Origin of the sequence: Spirosoma sp., from assembly GCF_026391055.1 — a bacterium.
Taxonomy (GTDB): Bacteria; Bacteroidota; Bacteroidia; order Cytophagales; family Spirosomataceae; genus Spirosoma.
In genome coordinates this window covers 120,770-144,281 of record NZ_JAPLET010000020.1, presented here as the reverse complement: position 1 = coordinate 144,281, position 23,512 = coordinate 120,770, and the positions used below count along the sequence as shown (strand labels likewise).

The 23,512-nt window shown below is 48.8% G+C and carries 18 protein-coding genes; 14 read left to right on the top strand and 4 right to left on the bottom strand.

Annotation, left to right across the window (positions count from 1 at the left end; genetic code table 11):
- The first annotated feature begins 35 nt into the window (after nt 1-35).
- Nucleotides 36-1,184: an aldose epimerase family protein gene (locus NT073_RS13465; protein ID WP_297374182.1), complete on the top strand. Its 1,149-nt coding sequence runs from the start codon at nt 36-38 to the stop codon at nt 1,182-1,184.
- Nucleotides 1,185-1,265: 81 nt separating this feature from the next.
- On the opposite strand, the gene NT073_RS13460 is transcribed toward NT073_RS13465, so the two are convergent.
- Together NT073_RS13460 and NT073_RS13455 are read right to left on the bottom strand one after the other, a co-directional pair.
- Nucleotides 1,266-2,348, bottom strand: a complete 1,083-nt coding sequence (locus NT073_RS13460; protein WP_297374179.1) for a dienelactone hydrolase family protein — start codon at nt 2,346-2,348, stop codon at nt 1,266-1,268.
- Between the two features lie 34 nt (nt 2,349-2,382).
- A complete protein-coding gene (locus NT073_RS13455; RefSeq protein ID WP_297374176.1) occupies nt 2,383-4,131 on the bottom strand; it encodes a hypothetical protein in 1,749 nt (582 codons plus the stop codon).
- Nucleotides 4,132-4,780: 649 nt separating this feature from the next.
- Between NT073_RS13455 and NT073_RS13450 the strand changes: the two genes are divergently transcribed.
- The 4 genes from NT073_RS13450 (at nt 4,781) to NT073_RS13435 (ending at nt 6,298) form a co-directional block, all read left to right on the top strand.
- A complete protein-coding gene (locus NT073_RS13450; RefSeq protein ID WP_297374173.1) occupies nt 4,781-5,092 on the top strand; it encodes a carboxypeptidase-like regulatory domain-containing protein in 312 nt (103 codons plus the stop codon).
- 175 nt (nt 5,093-5,267) lie between these two features.
- Nucleotides 5,268-5,462, top strand: coding sequence for a hypothetical protein (locus tag NT073_RS13445; protein ID WP_297374170.1), 195 nt, complete (start codon nt 5,268-5,270; stop codon nt 5,460-5,462).
- 322 nt (nt 5,463-5,784) lie between these two features.
- Complete coding sequence (locus NT073_RS13440) at nt 5,785-5,973, top strand: outer membrane beta-barrel protein (RefSeq protein ID WP_297374167.1); 189 nt, start codon at nt 5,785-5,787, stop codon at nt 5,971-5,973.
- Nucleotides 5,945-6,298 carry an outer membrane beta-barrel protein gene (locus NT073_RS13435; RefSeq protein ID WP_297374164.1) on the top strand — a complete coding sequence of 118 codons (354 nt, stop codon included), beginning with the start codon at nt 5,945-5,947 and terminating at the stop codon, nt 6,296-6,298. The genes NT073_RS13440 and NT073_RS13435 overlap by 29 nt, the downstream gene beginning before the upstream one ends.
- A gap of 148 nt (nt 6,299-6,446) precedes the next feature.
- Here the strand turns inward: NT073_RS13435 and NT073_RS13430 are convergent, their stop codons facing one another.
- Together NT073_RS13430 and NT073_RS13425 are read right to left on the bottom strand one after the other, a co-directional pair.
- Nucleotides 6,447-6,677, bottom strand: a complete 231-nt coding sequence (locus NT073_RS13430) for a helix-turn-helix transcriptional regulator (RefSeq protein WP_297374161.1) — start codon at nt 6,675-6,677, stop codon at nt 6,447-6,449.
- A gap of 5 nt (nt 6,678-6,682) precedes the next feature.
- Nucleotides 6,683-7,321, bottom strand: coding sequence for a DUF2975 domain-containing protein (locus NT073_RS13425; protein WP_297374158.1), 639 nt, complete (start codon nt 7,319-7,321; stop codon nt 6,683-6,685).
- 336 nt (nt 7,322-7,657) lie between these two features.
- Here NT073_RS13425 and NT073_RS13420 point away from each other — a divergent pair, with 336 nt between their 5' ends.
- From NT073_RS13420 to NT073_RS13380, 9 genes are all read left to right on the top strand, one after another.
- Entirely contained in the window at nt 7,658-9,415 is a 1,758-nt protein-coding gene (locus NT073_RS13420; protein ID WP_297374155.1) for a phospho-sugar mutase, read from the top strand.
- Nucleotides 9,416-9,625: 210 nt separating this feature from the next.
- Complete coding sequence (locus NT073_RS13415; protein ID WP_366107260.1) at nt 9,626-12,964, top strand: TonB-dependent receptor; 3,339 nt, start codon at nt 9,626-9,628, stop codon at nt 12,962-12,964.
- Between the two features lie 90 nt (nt 12,965-13,054).
- Nucleotides 13,055-14,767: a RagB/SusD family nutrient uptake outer membrane protein gene (locus NT073_RS13410; protein WP_297374152.1), complete on the top strand. Its 1,713-nt coding sequence runs from the start codon at nt 13,055-13,057 to the stop codon at nt 14,765-14,767.
- Nucleotides 14,768-14,955: 188 nt separating this feature from the next.
- A complete protein-coding gene (gene tsaE / locus NT073_RS13405) occupies nt 14,956-15,378 on the top strand; it encodes a tRNA (adenosine(37)-N6)-threonylcarbamoyltransferase complex ATPase subunit type 1 TsaE (RefSeq protein ID WP_297374149.1) in 423 nt (140 codons plus the stop codon).
- Nucleotides 15,379-15,470: 92 nt separating this feature from the next.
- Nucleotides 15,471-16,682: an alanine dehydrogenase gene (locus NT073_RS13400; protein ID WP_297374146.1), complete on the top strand. Its 1,212-nt coding sequence runs from the start codon at nt 15,471-15,473 to the stop codon at nt 16,680-16,682.
- Between the two features lie 102 nt (nt 16,683-16,784).
- A complete protein-coding gene (locus NT073_RS13395) occupies nt 16,785-17,189 on the top strand; it encodes a hypothetical protein (protein WP_297374143.1) in 405 nt (134 codons plus the stop codon).
- A gap of 470 nt (nt 17,190-17,659) precedes the next feature.
- The gene (gene gyrB / locus NT073_RS13390) at nt 17,660-19,660 is read left to right on the top strand and encodes a DNA topoisomerase (ATP-hydrolyzing) subunit B (protein WP_297374140.1); all 2,001 of its coding nucleotides are present in this window, start codon (nt 17,660-17,662) and stop codon (nt 19,658-19,660) included.
- A gap of 68 nt (nt 19,661-19,728) precedes the next feature.
- Nucleotides 19,729-22,095, top strand: a complete 2,367-nt coding sequence (gene ppk1 / locus NT073_RS13385) for a polyphosphate kinase 1 (RefSeq protein ID WP_297374138.1) — start codon at nt 19,729-19,731, stop codon at nt 22,093-22,095.
- Nucleotides 22,096-22,238: 143 nt separating this feature from the next.
- Complete coding sequence (locus tag NT073_RS13380; protein WP_297374134.1) at nt 22,239-23,480, top strand: nucleoside transporter C-terminal domain-containing protein; 1,242 nt, start codon at nt 22,239-22,241, stop codon at nt 23,478-23,480.
- Nucleotides 23,481-23,512: the final 32 nt, after the last annotated feature.

The window sequence follows — 23,512 nt, the reverse complement described above, 5'->3', positions numbered from 1 at the left end:
GAGTAAACATAGTGCAGACCTAAACCCGCACATCCATGAAATTCTTTGTTTCTGCCTTATTTATCAATCTGGTATTAGGCCTGTTAAACAGCTATGCCGGACCGAAGCCTACCCCACCGATCAAAAAAATGGCTGGTATTGAAAAATCACTCTTTGGAAAATTTCCCGATGGTCGTGACGCTGACCTGTTCACGCTTCGGAACGCGGCTGGCATGACCGTTAAAATCACCAACTATGGCGGGTATATCGTGTCGATGACTGCACCCGACAAATCAGGCAACTTTGAAGACATTATTCTGGGGATGCCCACCTTTGCCGATTACTTAAAAGGTACCCCTAGCCTGGGTCCAATCATCGGCCGGTTTGGCAATCGGATTGGTGGGGCTAAGTTCACGCTGGATGGGAAGGAATATGTGCTGGCCGCCAACAACCGGGGCAACCAAATTCACGGTGGACGTGTTGGATTCGACAAAAAATTATGGAATGCCACGCCTGTAGACGGGGATCAACCAATGCTCAAACTCACCTACACCTCTCCCGATGGCGAAGAAGGCTATCCCGGCACTTTGTCTGTACAGGTTGCTTATACTTTACAAAAAGATAACTCCCTGCGTATTACATATCAGGCTGTTAGCGATAAACCAACGGTTATTAACCTGACCAACCATGCCTACTTTAATCTTTCCGGCATGAAGCGGGATGTGCTGGGCTACGAGCTGATGATCAAAGCCAATTCATTCCTACCCACCGATGCCAGTCAGATTCCCACCGGAGCCATCGAACCGGTAAAAGGAACCCCATTCGACTTTACCAAACCTACCGTAGTAGGCGCCCGCATAAACGATACGACGAACATTCAGATCAAATATGGTTCGGGCTACGATCACTGCTGGGTACTTGATGGCCCCACCAACAAGCTCAGACTGGGGGCGACGGTGCACGACCCGGAAAGTGGCCGACTCATGACGATGTACACTACCGAACCGGGAGTACAGGTTTATACGGCCAACCACCTGAACGGCCTGAAAGGGAAAGAAGGTGTTGCTTATACGAAACGCTTTGGCATTTGCCTCGAAACGCAGCATTTTCCCGACTCACCCAACAAGCCCAACTTCCCATCAACGGTTCTCCGGCCGGGCGAGACCTATCGAAGCATAACAGTCTACCACTTTTCGGCTAAATAGTTTTTTAGTAAGTTAGTAAGTAGCTGACGCGAATGCTACTGATGCGTCAGCTACTTACTGACTTACTGACTTGCCAACTTACTACCCAAGATGCCGGGCGAAAACCACTTTCGTGTGTTCCCACATGGCCTCCGATAAAACGTGACCTCTACCGGCTTCGATAAAGGAGGTGAAGTTCTGCGATGCGCCCGCTTGCTGGTAAACCTTTTCAATGCGGATTAATCCACGTCGGACGGAATCGATAGGTGAGCCGCCATCCTCTTCACCAAAATTAAGGTGCAGGGCTCTGGGGGCAATGAGTGCGGCAATATCGGGCGTGTCACCGTATTGAGACCAACCCGGAACAAAATTGGGGAAGCAGTGTAATAGATGCTCGGCTTCGATGGCTTCGTAGGTTGGCAGGCAACAGTTCCCGACTACGCATTTCAGCCGGGTATCAAGCGGAGCCGCCAGCCAGGCGTGGGTTGAGCCCATCGAATGCCCGTAACAGCCAATTCGAGTAGATATTACGTCTGGACGTCCGGACAGGTAGTCGATAGCCCGACGCATTTCCAGCGCATTCTGCCAGGCCATACTACGTCCGCGTACTACCTGCCGCAAAAACTCAAAACGCTCATAGTCGCCACCTTTTAGCTTGCCGGTCGGGTCCTGCCGTTCTTCGAAGCAAAGGGCATCTGGGCACAAAACCACGTATCCTTCGCGAACCAGTGCCACGGCGGTATGGTGCATGGGGTTTCCGGCCAGTCCCGCCGGTTCTGACTTGCCCAGATGGTACTCACCATTATGCTGATGCCAAACGGCAATTCCCGGAGCCGGACGGGTAGTCGTTACGTGGTCTGGCACAAGTAACAAAGCTGGAACCCGTTCGTTCTGCCCAACCTGGTAGGTAATGGACTCGATCCGATATCCATCCTTCTGCATCGTCTCCCGAAGTATCGACAGCAAAGGTACTGAGGCTGGAAAAGGCCCGCCCAAACAGGCCTGATAGTGCTTGAGAAGTGTTTTAGGCGGTAATGATTCGGCCTTAGCAGGTATATTCATGGCATAGGTTCCGGCTGCCAGTCCAGACGTAGCGGTCAATGCGCTCAGACCGCCAACGAACTGCGCCTTCATAAAATCCCGTCGGTTCGACGTTTGCTCTGGTGAAAAGGCATCCTGTTCCATACCTATGCATCGGTTTAAGTCTACCAGGTTTCTATTACTTGGGAATCGTCAACGACTTGGGAATCGTCAACGACTGGCAACTGAATTGAACTGGTTGGCTTGGTTGTGAGGGTGTCAATACGCCTACCTGATAACGCCCCGGTGCCAGTACGATAGTCAGGATTTCTGAATGTGCCGATGTGACCGGTTTGTTCAGCCAGAAATTCCGAAACGTAAAGGGCGTTTCAGACGCATATAGGATTGTGTGCCGGTTCGACTTAACAACAATAGCCGCCTGGCCTAAACCCGTTGGGTACGCATTAGCCATCGTGGCAGTTTTATAAATTACCCCTCCTCCAGACAGGTCCATCGACAAACAGGAATCAGTCGTTACGGTGCTGTTCATCGACATCAATAACGGTTCAACTGGCGTAATATAGCTGTCGGGGTAATGGTATATACCCCGGCTGACGGACTCCCGCATCATTGAACGGGCCACATCGGCGAAGGGGGTTCCCCAGGTAGCACCCAGCCCAATATCATTATGTTTCTGGTTCATCGCACTGGTCAGCAACATTTCTTTACGAAAGGCCATTTTGGGCCAGTAATACCCGTATGTAAACAGCCAGATCAATATGCTGCCTGCTAACCCGATACGAAGGCACCAGCGCTGTGCCCGCCAAGTGACGCACTCACTCAATATATTGAGGTAGACCAGTGCTGTCAGAACCGCCGGGTAAATCATGTAATTGCTCACAACCATCACATCATAGCCGTACCGAAGCCGCAGCAGGGCGATAATAGCCGCGTTGCCGTAAAAGAAAATATAGGCTCCACTAAAAAACAACCGTCGCTTCTGCAAACGCTCGTCCACCCGTTCAGCGTTAACCGTCCACAAGTTTCGATTCATACGGTAAAGCAGGCCTAACACCAGGATGGCCAGCACCACACCACCCACTGTTGGCGGAGCGTACCGCCATACGTTTTTGACGGCCGGTAAAAAGTCGAACAGCCCCCCTGTGAACGTAAAAAGAGCAGCTAACGCCTGTAGCGGATGTGCCAGACTATAGGCTAGACTCTCGCCGGTACGGCTTGCGCTTTGAAAATTATAGAAATAGAGTACTATAGCAAGCACACTGCCAGCCAGCCAACCGGCCAGCTTATACCATTTTTTATGGAGGGCCAGCACCAATCCTCCGGCGACCCAGCCCATAAGGCCATTACTCATGGACAGGGTCGCAAATACCTGCATAATTACCGCTCCGGCAAACTGGCTCCGGCCAGACCTTGTTAGCAAGTACAGCGACGACAGCGTCAGACAGATAACCACCGGATGCTGGAGCCCCGGTATAGACCACAGGCTAGTCAGGTAATACTGTGGTTGCAACATTAGAAAAGGCACCGGTGCAAACAACAGCCACGACACCCGCATGGACCGAAACACACGACCAAACAAGGCCAGTGTACCCAGCATAAATAGTAACGCAATAAGAATAAGCCACCGGAAATTGACTTCTCCCGTCAGATAATACATGGCGAGGGTAATCAGTTTGGCGACTACAATCCGATGCTCATTGTTAGGGACAAAGATGTTATAGATTTTATCGGAAAGGTCCGCAGCATTGGTATAGGCCAGGGTAAATCCAAGAAAAGCGTCAATATCATCGAACCAGGGCACGTTTACGGCATACGCCCATACAAAGAGAACAAAGCAGAAAATTGGTAACGTAATCAGTAGAGAAGCAACTTTCTGTAAACGGGAAGCAAGAGGACTTGTAATTGGTGCGGTAAGCGTCGCAGACATAGGAGCGTTTATTTTTTAGCTTTTATAAGGTAAAAACAACAAATGACAACCGTTAACCTGCCTATCCAGCCGTTGTACCTGTATTCCAATCTCCACCTACTTAACTCTTGGTCAAAAGCACTGATTTGTACACTTTGTAAAACCAACGTCTATTGAACACAACGACCAGCTACTTCTTAGATAGTTCCAAAGCGATTGTAGGCATGCCTTCAGTTGATTACAGCTCCCGACAAGGAACATAATTACTTTTTGACGTTGAGCAGAGGAGCACAAATTTAGGCTATTCCAAATAAAGGTCCGTATAAATCGCCTGTTCGGGCAGCTTCATGCGCTTTAGAGACGGATACGGTCAATCAGTCGGCCAATGATCCGATCTGCCAGGATCGTTTAAAGCGGGCCGCCCAACTTCTGCTGGCGGGCCATAATGTATCCGAAACCGTCTATCTCGTCGGGTGAGACCCCAGAGCATCTCTCACTGATTTTCAGCTATTTTAAGCAACAAACACCCAAAGAATATTTCTAACAGTAGGTATGGCTCAATACCAATTGGATCTGGTCTAAAACAATAACTTACAAGTTAGCTAGTAGTCGAATATTGCAGGGCAGTTGAGAACAGCTGTACACGTTTACCATCCCACTGGATACGTCTATGAAACTACGCTACATCTGTCTACACGTTACGAGCCTTTTAATAGCCTTCGGGACCTCAACGTCTGCTCAAACGACCATCATCCGGGATGCAGTCGGCAAACACTTACCGTTCATAAGCATGGCCCTGACGAACGCCCGCGATACGAGTTTGGTTAAAGGTACCATCAGCAAAGAAACGGGAGGGTATGTATTTGAAACCATTAAACCAGGACAATACAGGCTGATAGCCTCGGGGGTGGTTTATACCTCAACCCGAACGAAACCGTTTGATGTAACAACGAGCTCTCAGAAGTGCCCGCCATTACCCTGAGCGAGTCTGCCAGGACACTTAAAGAAGTAACCGTAGTGACTAAGAAACCCTTTGTTGAGCAGGAGATCAACCAAATGGTGATCAATGTAGCGGGCAGCATCATTGCCACCGGTAGCACAGCTCTCGAAGTACTCGAAAAAGCGCCCGCGTAACGGTCGACCGGCAGAACGACGCCTTGCAACTGCGGGGAAAAGATGGCGTGATTGTTCAGATCGACGGCAAGCAGACGTACCTCTCCATGCAGGACGTAGTCAATATGCTGAAAAATATGCCGAGCGATAACATCGAAAAGATTGAGTTGATCACCAATCCTGGTTCCCGCTACGATGCCTCCGGTAATTCTGGCATCATCAACATTCGCCTTAAGTAAAACCAGAATCTTGGCACCAATGGATCGGTGTCTCTTTCGGGTGCCGCAGGCCGGTTCGACCGCGAGCGGGGTAACCTCCAGCTCAATCACCGCGAAGCCAAAGTCAATCTGTTGGCAATTACAGCTTAAACCGGGGCAGTGATTACTGGAATTTTGTATCAGATCGCGACCAGCCCGCTCAGAGCGATGGGACGGGTGCCAACAATGACCTGACAAAACGGAATTTTATTGAGCAGAGTACGTATCTAAAGTTACGCTCGTTATAACTACTGTTTTATCGACAGACGGGGCATCATATCCCGTAGCCCTGGTCGACAACCAGATGCCCACATCGGTCGACATTCGGACGGCAAAAGCTGATTACAGCCGTTTGCTTTCTAACAAATGGAAGCTGGAAACGGGCCTTAAGAGTGCCTTTGTTCGCACCGACAATACCATTACGGCACAGACAGGAACAGCTGAAAAATATACAGGTCAACCCCTTGCAATCCAACCACTTTCAGTTGGGTAAAGGCTGGACGGCTGAGTTCAGTGCCCGGGTGAGTGCGCAGAGCGTAGTGGCAATTTATACAGTACCCTGGCTGGGATCGATGAATACAGGTTTGCAAAAGGCGGTTAGCACCAAGCTAAAGGTTAAGCTTAGTATCCAGGATTCAATACATACGAACCGGACTATAGCCACGTTAAGTGCGCCGGCAAATATCCAGCATGTCCGCATCAGTTACGATACGCGGGTAGCGTTGCTAAACGTATCGTACACCTTCGGCAATCAAAAAGTAAAAGCTGCCCGGCAACGACGTACGGCTGCCGAAGGAGAAAGGCAGCGTGCCAACTAAGCAACCGAATCAATAAACAATCTGTTACACTGCCTTTCTCAAGCCTGCCCGATCTTTTTAACCACAGAGCCATAAAGTGAACAAGACAAAACTGCGTACGCTTTATGGCTCTGTGATTATTATTTCTTTCTGAGCTAACGTCAGTCTACTAGTCAGTAGTTGTTTTTTGCTTTTCCTCAGGAACGTACTCGAGCAAATCGCCCGGTTGGCAGTCCAGCGCCCTGCATAGCGCTTCGAGGGTATTGAAGCGAATGGCTTTGGCTTTACCCGTTTTTAAGATGGATAAATTTGCCAGTGTCAGGTCTACTTTTTCAGCTAGTTCAGTGAGCGACATTTTTCGACGTGCCATCATCACGTCTACATTTACAATTATTGGCATGGTAATTAGACGGTTAACTCCTGCTCCTCTTTGAGATATAACCCGGAACGGATTACTTCGGCTAAGCCGAATAATAAAAAGCCAATAAAAAAACTACTGGACAATAAAGTGGGTAGTCCATAGCTGCCCAGGGTATACGCAGCATGATGTTTTTGAAGTAGTGCCACGACATCATTCTTAATTAAGAACCAACATAACGGCTCGTCAAAATTATTCATTAGCAAAAGAATCCCCAATACCCGGATTCTGGCGACGTTGGCTGTACTAAAAACATTGATTGTGCCGACCGTGTCCAGAATCAACTTTACCTGACGCAACATCATCACAATGATAGATACACCCAAAAAAATGCAGATGACATTCTTCCAATAAAGTCCAGCATCTTCGTCGAACATACTTCTGTCAAAACAATCGAAATTAAGCCATGAACTATATGAGTTATAGGTCGTAACCACAAATCCTCGGTCGCCATAGACAGCCTCTTCCCCCAGTCGAATCGGGACGTTGATATAGAATTTAAGATGCTCCAGAGGGCTAAAATAAGCATAAATTAATGCAAGCGCTCCCCCAACCATTCCAACTAATGAAGCATAATAAACAAAGGCAACAATCCCTTTTAATGTCCGAAGATAAGATATGTGCATGGTGGTAGATTGTTAAATGCATATAATTATCGGCAATTATTTACTAAATAACAATAAATATTTACTGAATAGGCAAGATATGATGCTCAATATCAGGTTATCTATTATATGTGTTTGCAGCGTAGTGGTATAATTGTAATTTTGACCGGCAAACACTGAACGCTTGAAAAGCCATCGACAAAGTCATTTGCAATCAGTAACCTGAAGAGTAACTTCCTGCTTATATCAGTTGCTGATTTTATAAATAAAGTTTTTGGTGTATTCCCAAAATAATTATCTTTTTTGCAACGTAACGACAACGTTACTTACAACTAATTCCAGTCTGATTAATATACGATGACAACTTCCCTTGACTCCTCTACTCAGCAACGCGTTGATAAGTGGCTTAGCGGTAATTATGATGCCGCCACCAAAGAATCCATCCAACACCTGATCGACTCGGGTAATAGTACCGAACTGACCGACTCGTTCTACCGGGATCTTGAATTTGGTACGGGTGGCCTGCGGGGCGTTTTGGGCGTTGGCTCAAACCGCATGAACCGCTACACGGTTGGCGCTGCTACGCAGGGGCTTTCCAACTACATCAATGCGGCCTTTCCCGGCCAGGATATCAGCGTAGCCATTGCGCACGACAGCCGCCGGATGAGCCCGGAATTTGCCCGCCTGGTTGCCGATATCTTTTCGGCTAACGGCATTAAAGTATACCTTTTCAGCAGCCTGCGGCCAACGCCAGAGTTGTCTTTTGCTATTCGGCAGTTAGGTTGCCAGAGTGGTATTGTCGTGACAGCCTCGCACAACCCCCCCGAATACAACGGCTATAAAGTTTACTGGAACGACGGTGGGCAGGTGGTTTCTCCCCACGACAAAGCCATTATTGCTGAGGTAAACAAGATTACGTCCGTCGATGATATCAAGTTTGACGGCATTCCCGAACGGATTCACCTGATCGACGAAGAAATTGATGCCCCTTACGTTGAGCGCGTTAAATCCAATGCCGTAAACCCGGATGTGATCAAGCGTCAGGCCAACCTGAACATCGTTTACACCCCAATCCACGGAACAGGTATCACACTTGTACCCCGCGTTCTGGACGCGTTGGGCTTCAACAACGTGCATATCGTTGAGCAGCAGGCCACACCCGATGGAAATTTCCCAACGGTGAAATCGCCAAACCCCGAAGAACGGGCCGCTATGCAGCTGGCACTCGACCTGGCCAATTCGCTAAACGCCGACCTCGTAATGGCCACCGACCCCGATGCCGACCGCGTTGGTGCCGGTGCCCGCAATCATCACGGCGAGTTCGAATTGCTGAACGGTAACCAGATGGCCAGCCTGATCATTTACTACCTGCTCAACGCGTGGAAAGATGCGGGAAAGCTGACGGGTAAAGAGTTCGTTGCCAAAACCATCGTTACCACCGACCTCATCGATAAGATGTGCGAACGCTACGGGGTCAACTGCTACAATACCCTGACGGGCTTCAAATACATTGCCGAAGTTATTCGCGAGCTGGAAGGCAAAGAGCAGTTTATTGGTGGTGGCGAAGAAAGCTACGGCTACCTGATCGGTGATTTCGTACGCGACAAAGACGCCATAGCGTCCTGCGCCATTATTGCCGAACTAACCGCCTATGCGAAAGATCAGGGCAAAAGCCTGTTCGATATGCTGATGGCCATGTATCAGGAAAATGGCTTCTACTACGAAGCCCTGGTTTCGCTCACCAAAAAAGGTAAATCGGGTGCCGAAGAAATTCAGCAGATGATGGCTGATTTCCGGGCCAATCCACCCAAATCCATTGCCGGTTCTGCCGTTGTTCGGGTGGACGACTACAAAGCATTAACTCGTATTGATCCATCGACGGGACAAACATCGGTTATTGAATCCGGCAGAATGGGCATCGAACCATCAAACGTGCTGCAATTCTTCACCGAAGATGGCACCAAAGTATCCGCTCGCCCGTCGGGTACGGAGCCCAAAATCAAGTTTTACGTCAGCGTTGTGGAGCCTCTTGAAAGTAAAGAAGCGTTCGATGATACGTATGCGCAACTAAAGGCAAAAGTACAGCGGGTTATTGATGAGCTGAACCTTAATTAAGGGCAATTACTCAATTTTCCCACAGTACTCATAGTACCAAAAAAGGCCACTCGGTTAGCACTGAGTGGCCTTTTTTGGTACTATACGATGCTAAAACAAAAATATTCCATCAAAAATGAATTAAATTTCCATTAAAAACATTTTTATTTGCGATGAGTATTAATACTCATCGCAAATCACTCATCACTTATCTAATCTAATTAGTCTATCATGAAAAACGCGTACCCAAAAGTTTACCGAATACCTTTGCTGTTTCTGCTCAGTTGGTTCGTATTCACAGGGACTAGTATGGCTCAGGATCGCCGGATTACCGGCCGAATCACGGACGGCGCCGAAAACAGCCCGCTCCCTGGTGCCAACGTTGTTATTAAGGGCACCCAAACCGGTATGGTTACCGATGCCAATGGGCAGTACACGATCCTTGTACCCTCCGGACGGAATGTGCTGACCATCTCAGCCATAGGATTTACCGCCCAGGATGTTACGATTGGGAATAAAAGTGAAGTGAACGTCGCCCTTGTTGCTGACGTCAAAACCCTGAACGAAGTCGTTGTAACCGGTTACGGCGCCCAGTCCAAACGCGACATTACCGGAGCCATCGCCACCGTAAGTACACGGGAGTTACTATCTGTTCCCGCAACCAACGTGGCTCAGGCCCTCCAGGGGCGCGTAGCGGGCGTATCGGTCGGTAACGAAAACTCGCCCGGTGGCGGTGTTATCGTTCGGATCAGGGGCTTCGGTACACTCAACGACAATTCCCCCCTTTACATCATTGACGGAGTACCCACCAAAGGAAACTTAAATACCATCAACCAAAACGATATTGAATCCCTGCAAGTGTTGAAAGATGCCGCAGCGGCTTCGCAATATGGTGCCCGCGCCGGTAATGGCGTAGTAATCATTACAACAAAAAAAGGGAAAGCCGGTAAACCCAAACTAACCTACGACGCCTACTATGGTGTGCAAAAACGCGGCAAACTCCTCGACCTGCTCAACACCCAGCAATACGCAGACCTGTGGTGGGAGTCACGCATTAACTCGGGGGTCCTGGTCAACGGTAACCCGCGAAATGCTCAATTTGGAAATGGCCCGCGGCCGGTTATTCCGGACTATATCTTCCCGGATGGCGCTATGGAAGGCGACCCACGTGTTAACCCCGCCAACTATTCGACTGACATTGACGCGGCCGACTTCCGGCGGAGTAAATGGCTGATTACCAAAGCCAACAAAGAGGGCACCAACTGGATGGAGGAGATTTTCAACCCTGCTCCAATGCAAAACCACCAGCTGGGTGTGTCGGGAGGTACGGAAGGGGGCCGATACGCCATCTCCCTCAACTACTTCAACCAGGAAGGTATTATGAAGTATACGGGCTACAAACGGTACTCGGCCCGTGCCAACACCGAATTTAACGTTAACAAACGAATTCGCATCGGCGAAAATATTCAGGTTGCCTATGCCGAACGCATTGGTGGCCCCTTCTCAACCCGTGGTATTGCCAGTAACCAGAGTGAGAGCAACGCCGTTTCGTTTGCCTACCGGATACAGCCAATTGTTCCCGTCTATGATATTGCCGGAAACTTTGCCGGTACCAAAGGTGGTGACCTCGATAATGCCCGCAACCCGGTGGCCGATCTATACCGCAACCGCACCAATATCAACAAGGAAATCCGCTTGTTTGGCAATGCCTACGCTGAACTGGATCTGGCCAAAAATCTGACGGCCCGTACTAGTTTTGGTATCGACTATAACCTGTTCAACGTTCGGGTGTATACCCCACGCGATTTTGAATCATCGGAGTCGGCCGGTACTAACCAGTTGCAAACCCGTAACGATTACGAAGCAACCTGGACCTGGACCAACACGCTGAGCTATAACACAACGCTGTTTGATAAACTTCGGTTGAGTGCCATTCTGGGAACGGAGTCGATCAAAAACTATTACGAATTTGTGAACGCCGTTCGGAGCCGGTTTGCTTCCGACGACATTAACAATCAATACCTGGCCGCTGGTAATGCCGGTACACAAACCAACGATGGCAGCGCTACCTACTGGCGCCTGGCCTCTGAATTTGCCGTAGCGAACCTGTCGTTCGATGAAAAATACCTGCTGAGCGGTACGTTGCGCCGTGACCGGTCGTCGCGTTTTGCCTCCGATTACCGCATCGCTTATTTCCCGGCCTTATCGGCAGGCTGGCGTATTTCGGAAGAAAAGTTTCTGAAAAATTCGACAGCTGGCTGGCTTAATGACTTGAAAATTCGCGCAAGCTGGGGCCAGACGGGTAACCAGGAGATCGGTAACTTCAACCCCTACACGTTCTATGGCACCAGCCCAGCCAACAGCTTTTACGACCTGAACGGCTCACGCACATCGGCGCTGCAAGGCTACGACCTGTTCCAGTTTGGTAATGCACAAGCCAAGTGGGAAACCACAACCCAAACCGACTTTGGTTTTGATGCGTCACTGCTAAAGGGTAAAGTTGATGTCAACTTCGACTGGTTTAACCGCGTTACGACAGATGCGCTCTTCCCGGTCGATCTACCCTTTACGGCGGGTAACGCCACGAATCCCTTCCGGAACATTGCTTCGTTCCGCAACCGGGGTGTTGAGCTCAACCTGTCGTATAACGGCAAAGCGTTGAATAATGAACTGACCTACACGCTATCCGGTAACATCTCAACGTATCGGAATACGGTGCTAACCACCAATGGCGACCCTAACACCCAGTATTTTGGTTTCGCCACCCGTCTGCCTGCCGTGACGGTTACCCAGGAGGGCTATCCCATTTCGGCGTTTTACGGCTATAGCATCGACGGCATCAACAACACGCCCGAGCAGGCGGCCTCCGGTCCTATCTGGAAAGGCTATAACGATGTTGTTACCTACCGGCAGGCCAATGGTACCGGCGTTGTTGGCGCTGGTACGTTCCGGTACCGCGACCTTAACGGCGACGGACTCATAACCCCAGCCGACCGGAGTATTATTGGCTCGCCCCATCCTGATTTCAGCTATGGCTTGAACGTAAATGTAAACTATAAAAACTTCGGTCTTCAGCTATTCGGACAGGGAGTTCAGGGTAACCAGTTGTTCAACTACGTTCGCTACTGGACCGATTTCCCAACGTTTGGCGGTAATCGCAGCCTGCGCATGTACGAACAGTCCTGGCGGCCCGGTGCCGATAATTCCAGGGCTATGCTCCCCATTGTACGGGCAGCCGACAACGTGAGTTCGGTACCATCGACTTACTACCTGGAATCCGGTTCCTACCTGCGCATGCGCAACATACAGTTGTCCTACAACCTGCCGCGCACGCTGATGAGCAAAATGGGCATGAGTGCCGCACAGGTGTACATACAGGGACAGAACCTGTTTACTATTACCAAATACACGGGTATGGATCCTGAAATCAACGTGCGTAACTCGCAGGGAGCGGTTTCAGGTAATACCGGCACTACAGCGGGCCAGAATCAGGATCGCCAGATTGGCGTCGATGAAGGTTTATATCCAGTAGCCAGAACGGTGCTGGTAGGTTTGAGCTTAAGTTTTTAATCCAGGAAAAATCATAATGTAACACGAAGATGACCACGTCCTGAAAGAACTGGTCATTCCGGTGCATCATTCGTCATACATTCTAATCTAATGAAAAAGACACTTCTAACTTCTGCATTACTGACAGCCTTATTGGTGACAGGCTGCAAAGAATCCTTTCTGGAAGTAAAACCCCCGGCTGTCTTCGATGAAAGCGGTTTACAGAACCGGGCGGGCGTTAACTTCCTGCTCATTGGTGCTTATTCTATGCTCGACGGTGTCGGATCAGGCGCAACGTCATGGCATGGCTCGGCCGATAACTGGATTTATGGTAGTGTAGCCTCAGATGACGCCTATAAAGGGTCGACATCCGGCGACCAACCGGAAATCACGTTTATCGAGATAAAAAATATCCTATCCGATAATTCACACTTCCGGGGTAAGTGGCGTACCGTTTACGACGGAGTAGCCCGTGCCAATGACGTCTTACGTGTTGTTGAAAAAACAACGGAACTCACCGATGCCGAGAAAGTACAGATTCGGGCGCAGGCTCGTTTCCTGCGCGGCTGGTACCACTTCGAAGCCAAACGGATGTTTAATCTGGTGCCGTACCTGGACGAAAAAACCTATAATCCAGAAGACCCGAACAGCACCAAAATCCCAAACGATAAAGATATCTGGCCTAACATTGAATCAGATTTCAAGTTTGCGTACGAAAATCTGCCTAGCACACAGTCTCAGCCGGGCCGGGCAACCAAATGGGCCGCTGCAGCCTCGCTCGCCAAAGCTGAAATGTATCAGAAAAACTGGGCTGATGCCAAAGTTTTGTTGACAGCTATTGTCAACAGTGGCCGTTACAGATTGATGGAGCGGTATCACGACAATTTCCGCGCGGCTATGAACAACAACGCTGAGTCGATTCTGGAGGCACAAAACTCGGTAAATGATGGTGCTGGCGGGGGCGAAAATGGAAACAGCGGTGCCACCCTGAACTACCCCTATGCCGGGCCAACTACCTGCTGTGGTTTCTTCCAGCCCTCACAGAACCTGGTCAATGCCTACAAAACAAACGCTAATGGCCTGCCGCTGCTCACTAATTTCAACGACTCCGACGTAACCAGTGACCAGGGGATAGAAGGGAATCAGCCCTTCACAGCCTTTACCGGTAATCTGGACCCTCGCTTAGACTGGACAGTTGGCCGTCGGGATATCCCTTTTCTTGACTGGGGCCTCATGCCGGGTAAACCCTGGATCCGCGATCAGGGCAACGGTGGTCCTTACATTGCCAAAAAGCACCTGTTCTACCGCTCGGATGTGGGCACCAACACCTTTGCCAACAACTCACGTCTGAATGCCAACAACACCCGCCTGATCCGGTACGCGCACGTGTTGCTGATGCTGGCCGAATGCGAAATAGAACTGGGTAATCTGGAACCAGCCCGCGCACTCGTGAACCAGGTCCGGAAGCGGGCCGCGAACCCCGACGGTTTTGTAAAAAAAGCGGATGGTACCAACGCGGCCAGCTATGTCATCGGTGAGTATACGGCACCCTGGACCGATGCAACTGTAGCGCGTAACGCCCTCCGTTTCGAAACTCGTCTCGAACTGGCACTGGAAGGGCATCGCTTCTTTGACCTCGTTCGATGGGGCATTGCCGATCAGGTGCTGAACGCTTATATGCAGCGAGAAGCCCGGTTACGCCCCTATTTCACCGGAGCCACTTTCGTAAAAGGTAAGCACGAGTACTACCCTATCCCGCTTCTTGAAATAACAAACAGCGCGATTAATGGCAAGCCCGTACTCAAGCAAAACCCAAACTATTAATTCTTAACCCATAAGCGAAGGCCTCTTTCCGTGTAAGTCATTGCTTTTTCCGTGGTCGTTTGGCAAGTACAACTTGTCGATCGACCACTTTTTCTTGTAAACCCATCGACTTGTTGTAAGTCGACCAATGTGAGCCAACCAGACCATCTAAAAATTTCTATCTTTGCCGGTTGTTGCTAAATAACGCTATGATTATTCATATTGACCACCTTGATGAACTCGACACGATGGCCCGTAAACTACTGGCGGAAGGCCGGGAACATCCGGTCTGGCTGTTTGAAGGCGATATGGGGGCCGGTAAAACAACCCTTATCAAGTCCATTTGCCGATCACTTGGCGTGCTCAGTATGGTGCAAAGTCCAACGTTTTCAATTGTCAACGAGTACAGCACACACGAAGGACATCCGGTTTATCATTTCGATTGCTACCGGCTTCGAAACGAAGCAGAAGCGTTGGATATTGGGATGGAAGAATACATGGATTCAGGCAACTATTGCTTTATCGAATGGCCGGAACGGATTGCATCTCTCTGGCCCGCTACCTATTATCAGATCCACATTTCGGCAGACACAGCAGGCCGTCGAACTGTGAAAACTGTACTGGTGGAGTAGGTTAGAGCATCCGATTCAGGGCGAGCTTACTGTTCGTAGGCCATAAACGGAATGCGATACACCGAATACCATAAACCGTAAACTTTTTACAAGTGACTGGATTTGAGGAACTGGCCAAACAAACGGCCCTATACCCGAAAGAAGCGCCATTGGCCGTGAAGACCAATCGAAATAGTCTACTTATAGGCTTACCGAAAGAGGTATCGCTTCAGGAAAACCGTATCGCACTCACACCCGAAGCGGTGTCTATCCTCATCCGTAATGGCCATAACGTGATCGTTGAACAAGGTGCCGGAGAGAAGGCCAAGTTCTCCGATACGGAATACAGCGAGGCAGGAGCACAAATTGCCCGCTCGCCCAAAGAGGTGTATGAGGCTAATCTCATCTTAAAGGTTGAGCCGCTTGTCGACGATGAATTTGAGCACGTTCAGTCGGGCAGCACTGTAATTTCGGCCCTGAACTTACCCGTTCATGACCGGTCTTATTTTGAGAAAATAAACAGCAAAAACTTAACATCTTTCGGATACGAATTCATTGAGGATCAAGGGGGTAACCTCCCCGTAATTCGCTCAATGAGTGAAATTGCCGGGAGCACCGTCATGCTTATTGCCGGTGAATACCTAAGCAATGCAGATAACGGACGAGGCATTATCCTGGGTGGTATAACGGGCGTTCCACCAACAAAAGTGGTTATGCTCGGTGCCGGAACGGTTACGGAATACGCCGTTCGAACGGCGCTGGGTATGGGAGCCGATATAAAGGTATTCGACAAACATCTGTATAAACTTCAGCGGCTCAAATATGCCGTTGGCCAGCATGTGTACACCTCGATTATTGACTCCGACACCCTCGCTGAAGCCATTCAGCGAGCCGATGTCGTGATTGGTGCGATGCGGGCCGACGATGCCCTGAGCCCGGTGGTTGTCACGGAAGAAATGATTGGACGGATGAAACCGGATTCCGTAATTATTGACGTGTCCATCGATCAGGGAGGTAACTTCGAAACGTCCCGTATGACTACGCACAAGCAGCCGACCTTTAAGCACATGGGTGTAATTCATTACTGCGTGCCCAACATTGCCGCCCGCGTAGCGTATACAGCCAGCATGGCTCTGAGCAACATCTTCCTGCCTTTTCTACTCGAAACCGGCACAACCGGCGGCATTGAACAGATGATGTACGCGAACCGTTGGTTTATGAAAGGTGTTTATACCCACAACGGTACGCTAACCAACGCCTATATCGCACGTAAGTTCAACATGCGCTTTAAAGATCTGGACCTCTTGCTAGCAGCTAGATTTTAAAAACAGTATTGAGAAGTCAGGAGCGAGGAGGGCTGACCGGCGTCACCAAATGTATGCGTCACGTCAGTCCTCCTCGCTCCTGACTCCTAACTCCTTAAAAAAATGATTAACCACAGCAACGAAAACACATTACTTGACGACGCTAACTCGTACGATGTCAACAAAGAGCTGATGGGCAAAATCTCGTCGGACTTTGTGAAAGTGGCTGACCAGTTGAAAGAAGCCTCTTATCAAATCAGGAAACGTGGTTTTTCTGATTATCCAATATTCGTTGCATCACGTCGCGATGTACCCATGGGCCAACTACTCATTGCCGCCGAAGAACTAGGCAATCACTGGAATTACAAGGCCTCGTTTGTCGACGAGTTCATTCAGCGCGAATTAATTGGTACAGAGTCACTTGATTTATGGAAAGAGAACTATAAAGCGGCTGATGAATATTGCTGCTTGTTTGTTGTGCATGGTGACTTTGCAGGCTTTGTTTACATTCCGTTTCCGGAAGACTAACAAAACGCATGTCAGACCTTCACCAAAGCCGATTCATTCTGAACCGGCTTTATTTTTTACTGTTTTCATGGAAGCAGCTCTGTTAATATTTTACAATTAATTACTTATCGATTGTTGAACAGGAAGCCGACAAATTTCAAACAAAATCATGCTAAACAATACTATTTAATAATACTTTTTTTAGAAAGCGTACGTCAGAAAAATATCAGCCCGATTTCTTTATTTTTCCATCATTCATACCATCTCACAACCTGCTTATATCTGCCGTAAAAAGCCCTAAAAATCAACGCTGAGGCATTATCTATGAGCGCAACTGCTGTTCAGGCATTTTTTTCGCACATTAAGTTTTTCTTAAAGAAAAGGCATTGGAAATGAGTAATTTTTTTTGTATTTTTACAATCTGTTAGACCTGTATAAACAGGCTATTTTTAAGCATAAAACAACAAATTTCAGACACGCGCCCATTCCGTATGACCAACGAACTAGTTGAAGCAGACGCTCCCGTTGACACAAGCAAGAGCAATTATGGTGCTGATAATATCCAGGTATTAGAAGGCCTGGAAGCCGTTCGCAAACGCCCATCCATGTATATCGGCGACGTAGGTGTGCGTGGTCTTCACCACTTAATCTGGGAGGTCGTTGATAACTCCATTGACGAAGCGCTGGCAGGCTACTGCGATAAGATTAGCGTAACCATCAATCCTGACAATTCGATTACAGTACAAGATAACGGGCGGGGTATTCCAACGGGAATTAACACCAAAATGGGTAAGTCGGCGCTGGAAATCGCCATGACCATACTCCATGCTGGCGGCAAGTTCGACAAAGACACGTATAAAGTTTCGGGTGGCTTACACGGTGTCGGCGTTTCCTGCGTCAATGCCCTTTCGACCGACGTACGCGTTGAGGTTCACCGCGAAGGCAAAATATTTGAGCAGGAATACAAAATCGGTATTCCTCAGTATGATGTGCGAATCATTGGTGAAGCGACTGACACGGGTACAACCACACACTTCAAGCCCGACAGTAGCATTTTCACCGAAACCGTTTATAAGTACGACACGGTTGCCGGTCGACTGCGTGAACTAGCCTACCTGAACAAAGGCATTCATATCTTCCTCAAGGATATGCGCGAAGTTGATGAAACAGGTGAACCGGTTCGTCAGAACGATTTCTTTTCGGAAGGTGGCCTGGTCGAATTTGTTGAGTTTCTCGATGAAACCCGCCCCGCCCTCGATGGGATGAAACCCATCTACATGGAAAATAACAAAGGGGCTACACCCGTTCAGGTGGCCCTGGTGTACAACTACGAAGCCGGTGAGAACGTCCTATCGTATGTTAACAACATTAACACCCACGAAGGTGGTACGCACGTTCAGGGCTTCCGATCAGCCTTAACACGGGTATTGAAAAACTATGCCGACAAAAATCCGGGCGTCCTACCCAAGAATTCGGGTAAAGTAACGTTTAGCGGAGAAGATTTCCGCAAAGGGCTTACCGCTGTGATCTCGGTGAAAGTTCAGGAACCGCAGTTTGAAGGGCAGACCAAAACAAAGCTTGGTAACCAGGAGGTAGTGAGTGCCGTAAGCCAGACAATGGCTGACCTGCTCGAAACATGGCTGGAGGAAAACCCTAAAACCGCTCAAGGTATTGTTAAGAAAGTGCTTGTTTCAGCTCAGGCACGTATTGCGGCCGATCTGGCCTACAAGCGCATCATGACCGAGCGCAAAGACTTTATGGGTGGTATGGGCCTGCCCGGCAAACTTGCCGACTGTTCCGACACCGACCCGGAAAAGTGTGAGTTGTACCTTGTAGAGGGTGACTCCGCCGGTGGAACGGCCAAACAGGGCCGCAACCGGGCGTTTCAGGCAATTTTGCCCCTCCGTGGTAAAATTCTGAACGTAGAAAAGGCCATGGAACACAAAATCTACGAAAACGAAGAGATAAAAAATATCTGGACTGCCCTCGGTGTACGTCTTGAGAAAAAGGACGATGAGACCGTTATGAACCTGGATAAACTCCGGTATCATAAAATCATTATCATGACCGATGCCGACGTAGATGGCAGCCACATCCGTACCCTCATTTTAACGCTGTTCTACCGCAACATGAAGGCGTTGATCGACAATGGCTACATTTACATTGCTCAGCCCCCGCTGTACCTGGTTAAGAAAGGAAAGGAAGAGCGCTATTGCTGGACCGAAGCCCAGCGCGAAGCCGCGGTAAAAGAACTGGCAGGCAGCGGTCGGGAAGAAAATGTTGGCGTACAACGCTATAAAGGCCTTGGCGAAATGAACGCCGAACAACTCTGGAGCACCACAATGAATCCAGATACCCGGTCGTTAAAAATAGTGACCGTTGAGTCGGCGGCTGATGCCGACCACGTTTTCTCGACGCTGATGGGTGATGAAGTTGCCCCCAGACGAGAATTCATCGAACGAAACGCAAAATACGCCCGAGTGGATGTTTAACCGAATGATAACATAAAGCGGGCTCTTTAGTCCGCTTTTTTGTTTTACTTCACAGTTCTGTAGACAGTATGCGTTACTCCCTAAACTCAAACCGAAATATATTGGGTAACTTAGTTTCCCGTTTCACCAATAAACAGGTCAATACGCCTGCGCAGGGGACAGACAAAATGGCAAAAGTTAGCGAAAAGGTTACCAGCGTCATCGACCAGAGTAATTACTTGAGTCGTGATTTAAGTTGGCTCAAGTTCAATGAGCGAGTTCTGGACCAGGCCCGTGATACGAAGCCACCGCTAAGCAATCGTACCCTTATGGAGCGGCTGAAGTTTCTGGCGATTTCGGCGTCGAATTTGGACGAGTTCTTTATGATTCGCGTGGGTAGTCTATATAATTACCTCGACTACCATAAACAACGCGTCGATTACTCAGGACTGCGCGAAGTACCATTTCGGAAAGCGCTGTACACAACCGCTCATAAGTTTTTCAGGGAACAGCAGACCGTTTTTTCTGAACAGTTATTACCGCTTTTTGCTGAAAATGGTCTTCAGTTGCTAACGCATTCCAGCCTTACTGCCGAAGAACAGGCAGAGGCAACCAATTACTTCGATCGGGCGATCTACCCCACGCTGACGCCGATGCTGTATGACTACACGCATACATTTCCGGTGTTGCTGGCGAAAGTGCTCATCTTCGGTGTTGTCACTCAGAATCCGGACGACGTCGAAATCAAGAGTTTACGGGCTGAAGATGAAGACGAACGGCAACGGCTTTCGTTCGTTCAGATTCCGGCTAACCTCCCCCGTTTTTTGTCTTTTGAACGAGAGGATACTATTGTTTTTATCCCAATTGAGGAAATCGTCCGACACAACATTAAAAAGCTGTACCGGAACGTCGAAATTTTGTCGGTGAACTTGTTTCGCATTACCCGAAACGGCGATTTTACACTGGATGAAAACGACGATGATGAAGTCGATTTTATCGATGAAGTCAGGCAGAAAATAAAAAACCGGCGTCTGGGCCGGGTTACCCGGGTTGAAATAGAGACAGAAGGCAGTGCTGCGGGTAGCCAATCTACGATCAGTTCTCCCTGGATGCTGAATCTGTTGAAGAAGCGCTGGGAAATTGATGATTTGAACATTTTCGAATCGCACACCCTCCTCGACTTTTCGTCCCTGTGGCAAATCATCGGTAATCCGGAATTTAAAGACGACATGCCCCTCCCCCACGCACCGGTGCAGCCACTTGGGGTAGGCCGCGACAAAACCGATGATATTTTTGAGTTGATCAAACAGCGTGATTTGCTGCTACACCATCCTTACAACAATTTTGAACCAGTACTTCAGTTGCTGGAACAAGCTGCCGAAGATCCAAATGTACTGGCTATCAAGATCACCGTTTACCGCTTAGCCAAGCGCTCCCGCATTACCGAAGCCCTGTTGAAAGCCGCCGAAAACGGCAAACACGTTTCTGTATTGTTTGAAGTAAAAGCGCGTTTTGATGAGGAAAATAACATCCGGGAAGCGCAGCGGCTGCAGAAAGCGGGATGCTTCGTCATTTACGGTATCAGTCGCTTTAAAACGCATACCAAACTACTGCTCGTAGTTCGGAACGAAGGCAGCCGGGTGGTGCGCTATGCCCACATGGCTACGGGTAACTATAATGAAGATACTTCGAAGCTCTACACCGACATAGGGCTGCTCACCACGAACGAAACCTACACGCACGATATCTCAGAGTTTTTCAATGTAATTACAGGACACTCGGTACCAAACGAATACCAATACCTGATTACGGCCCCCCGCGACATGCGTGAACAGTTGCTAAGACTGATTCGCCTGGAAGCCGAAAATGCGAAGCATGGCTTGCCAAGCGGCATCTGCATTAAGGTCAATTCGCTGGAGGATAAACTGGTTATTGACGAATTATACAAAGCATCGCAGGCGGGTGTGCCCATCCGGCTCATTGTTCGTAGTATTTGCTGTTTGCGCCCCCACCGGGCCGGACTCAGCGAAAACATTACGGTTCGCTCCATTGTGGGTGATTTTCTGGAGCACACCCGTATCTATTATTTCCATAACAACGGCGACCCGAAAGTATATGGCGGAAGCGCCGACGTCATGGTTCGTAGTTTTGACCGGCGCATTGAATCGTTATTTTATCTGGCCGATCCGCGTGTAAAACAGCAATCTATTTTAATTCTGAAGTATAATCTTCAAGATAACGTCAACGCTTATGAACTGAAGGAGGATGGTGACTTCAAAAAATGTGAAGTGCCAACCACGGGAGAGCCATTTAGTATACACCAGCGTTTCTTCGAAATTACAGAAAAAGAAGTGATGGATGCCCGCCTTTTCGACGGTGAGCTTAAGCCTGCAGAGGTGGCTCAAATTGAGGAAGAATATCAGGAAGGAGCCGAGCGCGCTATCGCTAATATTTAATCCGGTAGTAAGCAAAACGGGGAGGTTTGACGAATAATATTCGTCAAACCTCCCCGTTTTGCTTAGGCTTGTTTTTTTATAGACCCGTCCCATCCCTTCTTTTTGTATATTCGCCAACCTAACTGTAATTGTGTCGTCACTGAATGGAGCGTTTTACCGGCCTAATTGGCATTGTTTTAATTCTGGGCATTGCTTACGCCCTTTCTGATAATCGTAAAGCCATTAATTATCGTACTGTTGGGGTAGGTCTTGCGCTTCAATTTGGTCTGGCTGTTTTCGTCTTAAAAACGGACATTGGACAACGTCTCTTTCAGAGTCTTGGCTATTACGTTGATCGATTGCTACAAAAAGCCAACATTGGTGCCGAGTTTGTTTTCTCCTCTTTGGTGAGACCTGATATTCTTACAAAGGCGTTTGGTCCAGAAAACAGCTTCATTTTCTTCTTCAAGGTCGTTCCAACCATCATTTTTGTAGCCGTTCTGGTCAACATTTTTTATCACCTGGGCATCATGCAGCGCATCGTAGCGGTGATGGCCAAGGCTATGAAATGGTTGATGGGCGTGAGTGGAGCCGAAGCGTTGTCCAACGTTGCTAGTACATTTGTTGGGCAGGTAGAAGCGCAGATCATGATCAAGCCGTACCTCAATGGCATGACCAACTCTGAGCTACTCGCCAGCATGACCGGTTCGTTCGCTTGTATTGCCGGGGGTGTACTCGCGGTTTACATTTCTCTGGGCGTGCCTGCTCCCTATCTATTGGCGGCCAGCATTATGGCTGCACCGGGGGCACTGGTAATCAGTAAGATCGTGATGCCGGAAACACAGATTTCGGAAACCCAGGGAACGGTTAAAGTTGAAATCAAGAAAATTTATGCGAACCTACTTGATGCCATTGCCGCCGGAGCAAGCGAAGGACTTAAAGTAGGTTTCAATGTAGTGGCCATGCTGATTGGTTTTATCGCTCTGATCGCACTGATCGATAGCTTGATGTTCCGCATAGGTTTCTACATTTTCAACGTCGATTTCTTGAGCCTTAACTACCTGCTTGGTAAACTTTTCTCTCTGTTTGCCTGGGCAATGGGCGTACCAGCTAAAGACATCGAAGCCGCTGGTGCCCTGATGGGGACAAAAATGGTAGTTAATGAATTTGTTGCGTATCTGGACTTAGTTAAGATAAAGCAGACACTTGACCCCAAAACAATCGCTATCGTTAGCTTTGCTCTGTGTGGCTTTGCCAACTTCAGTTCGATCGCTATTCAGGTGGGTGGCATTGGCGAACTAGCGCCAAAACGCCGAAGCGATCTGGCACGCATTGGCTTTAAAGCACTTATTTGCGGTACGCTGGCAAGTTATATGTCGGCTACCATAGCCGGGCTACTCTTGTAGATAACCGCTTTTATACATATTGGAATTTATTC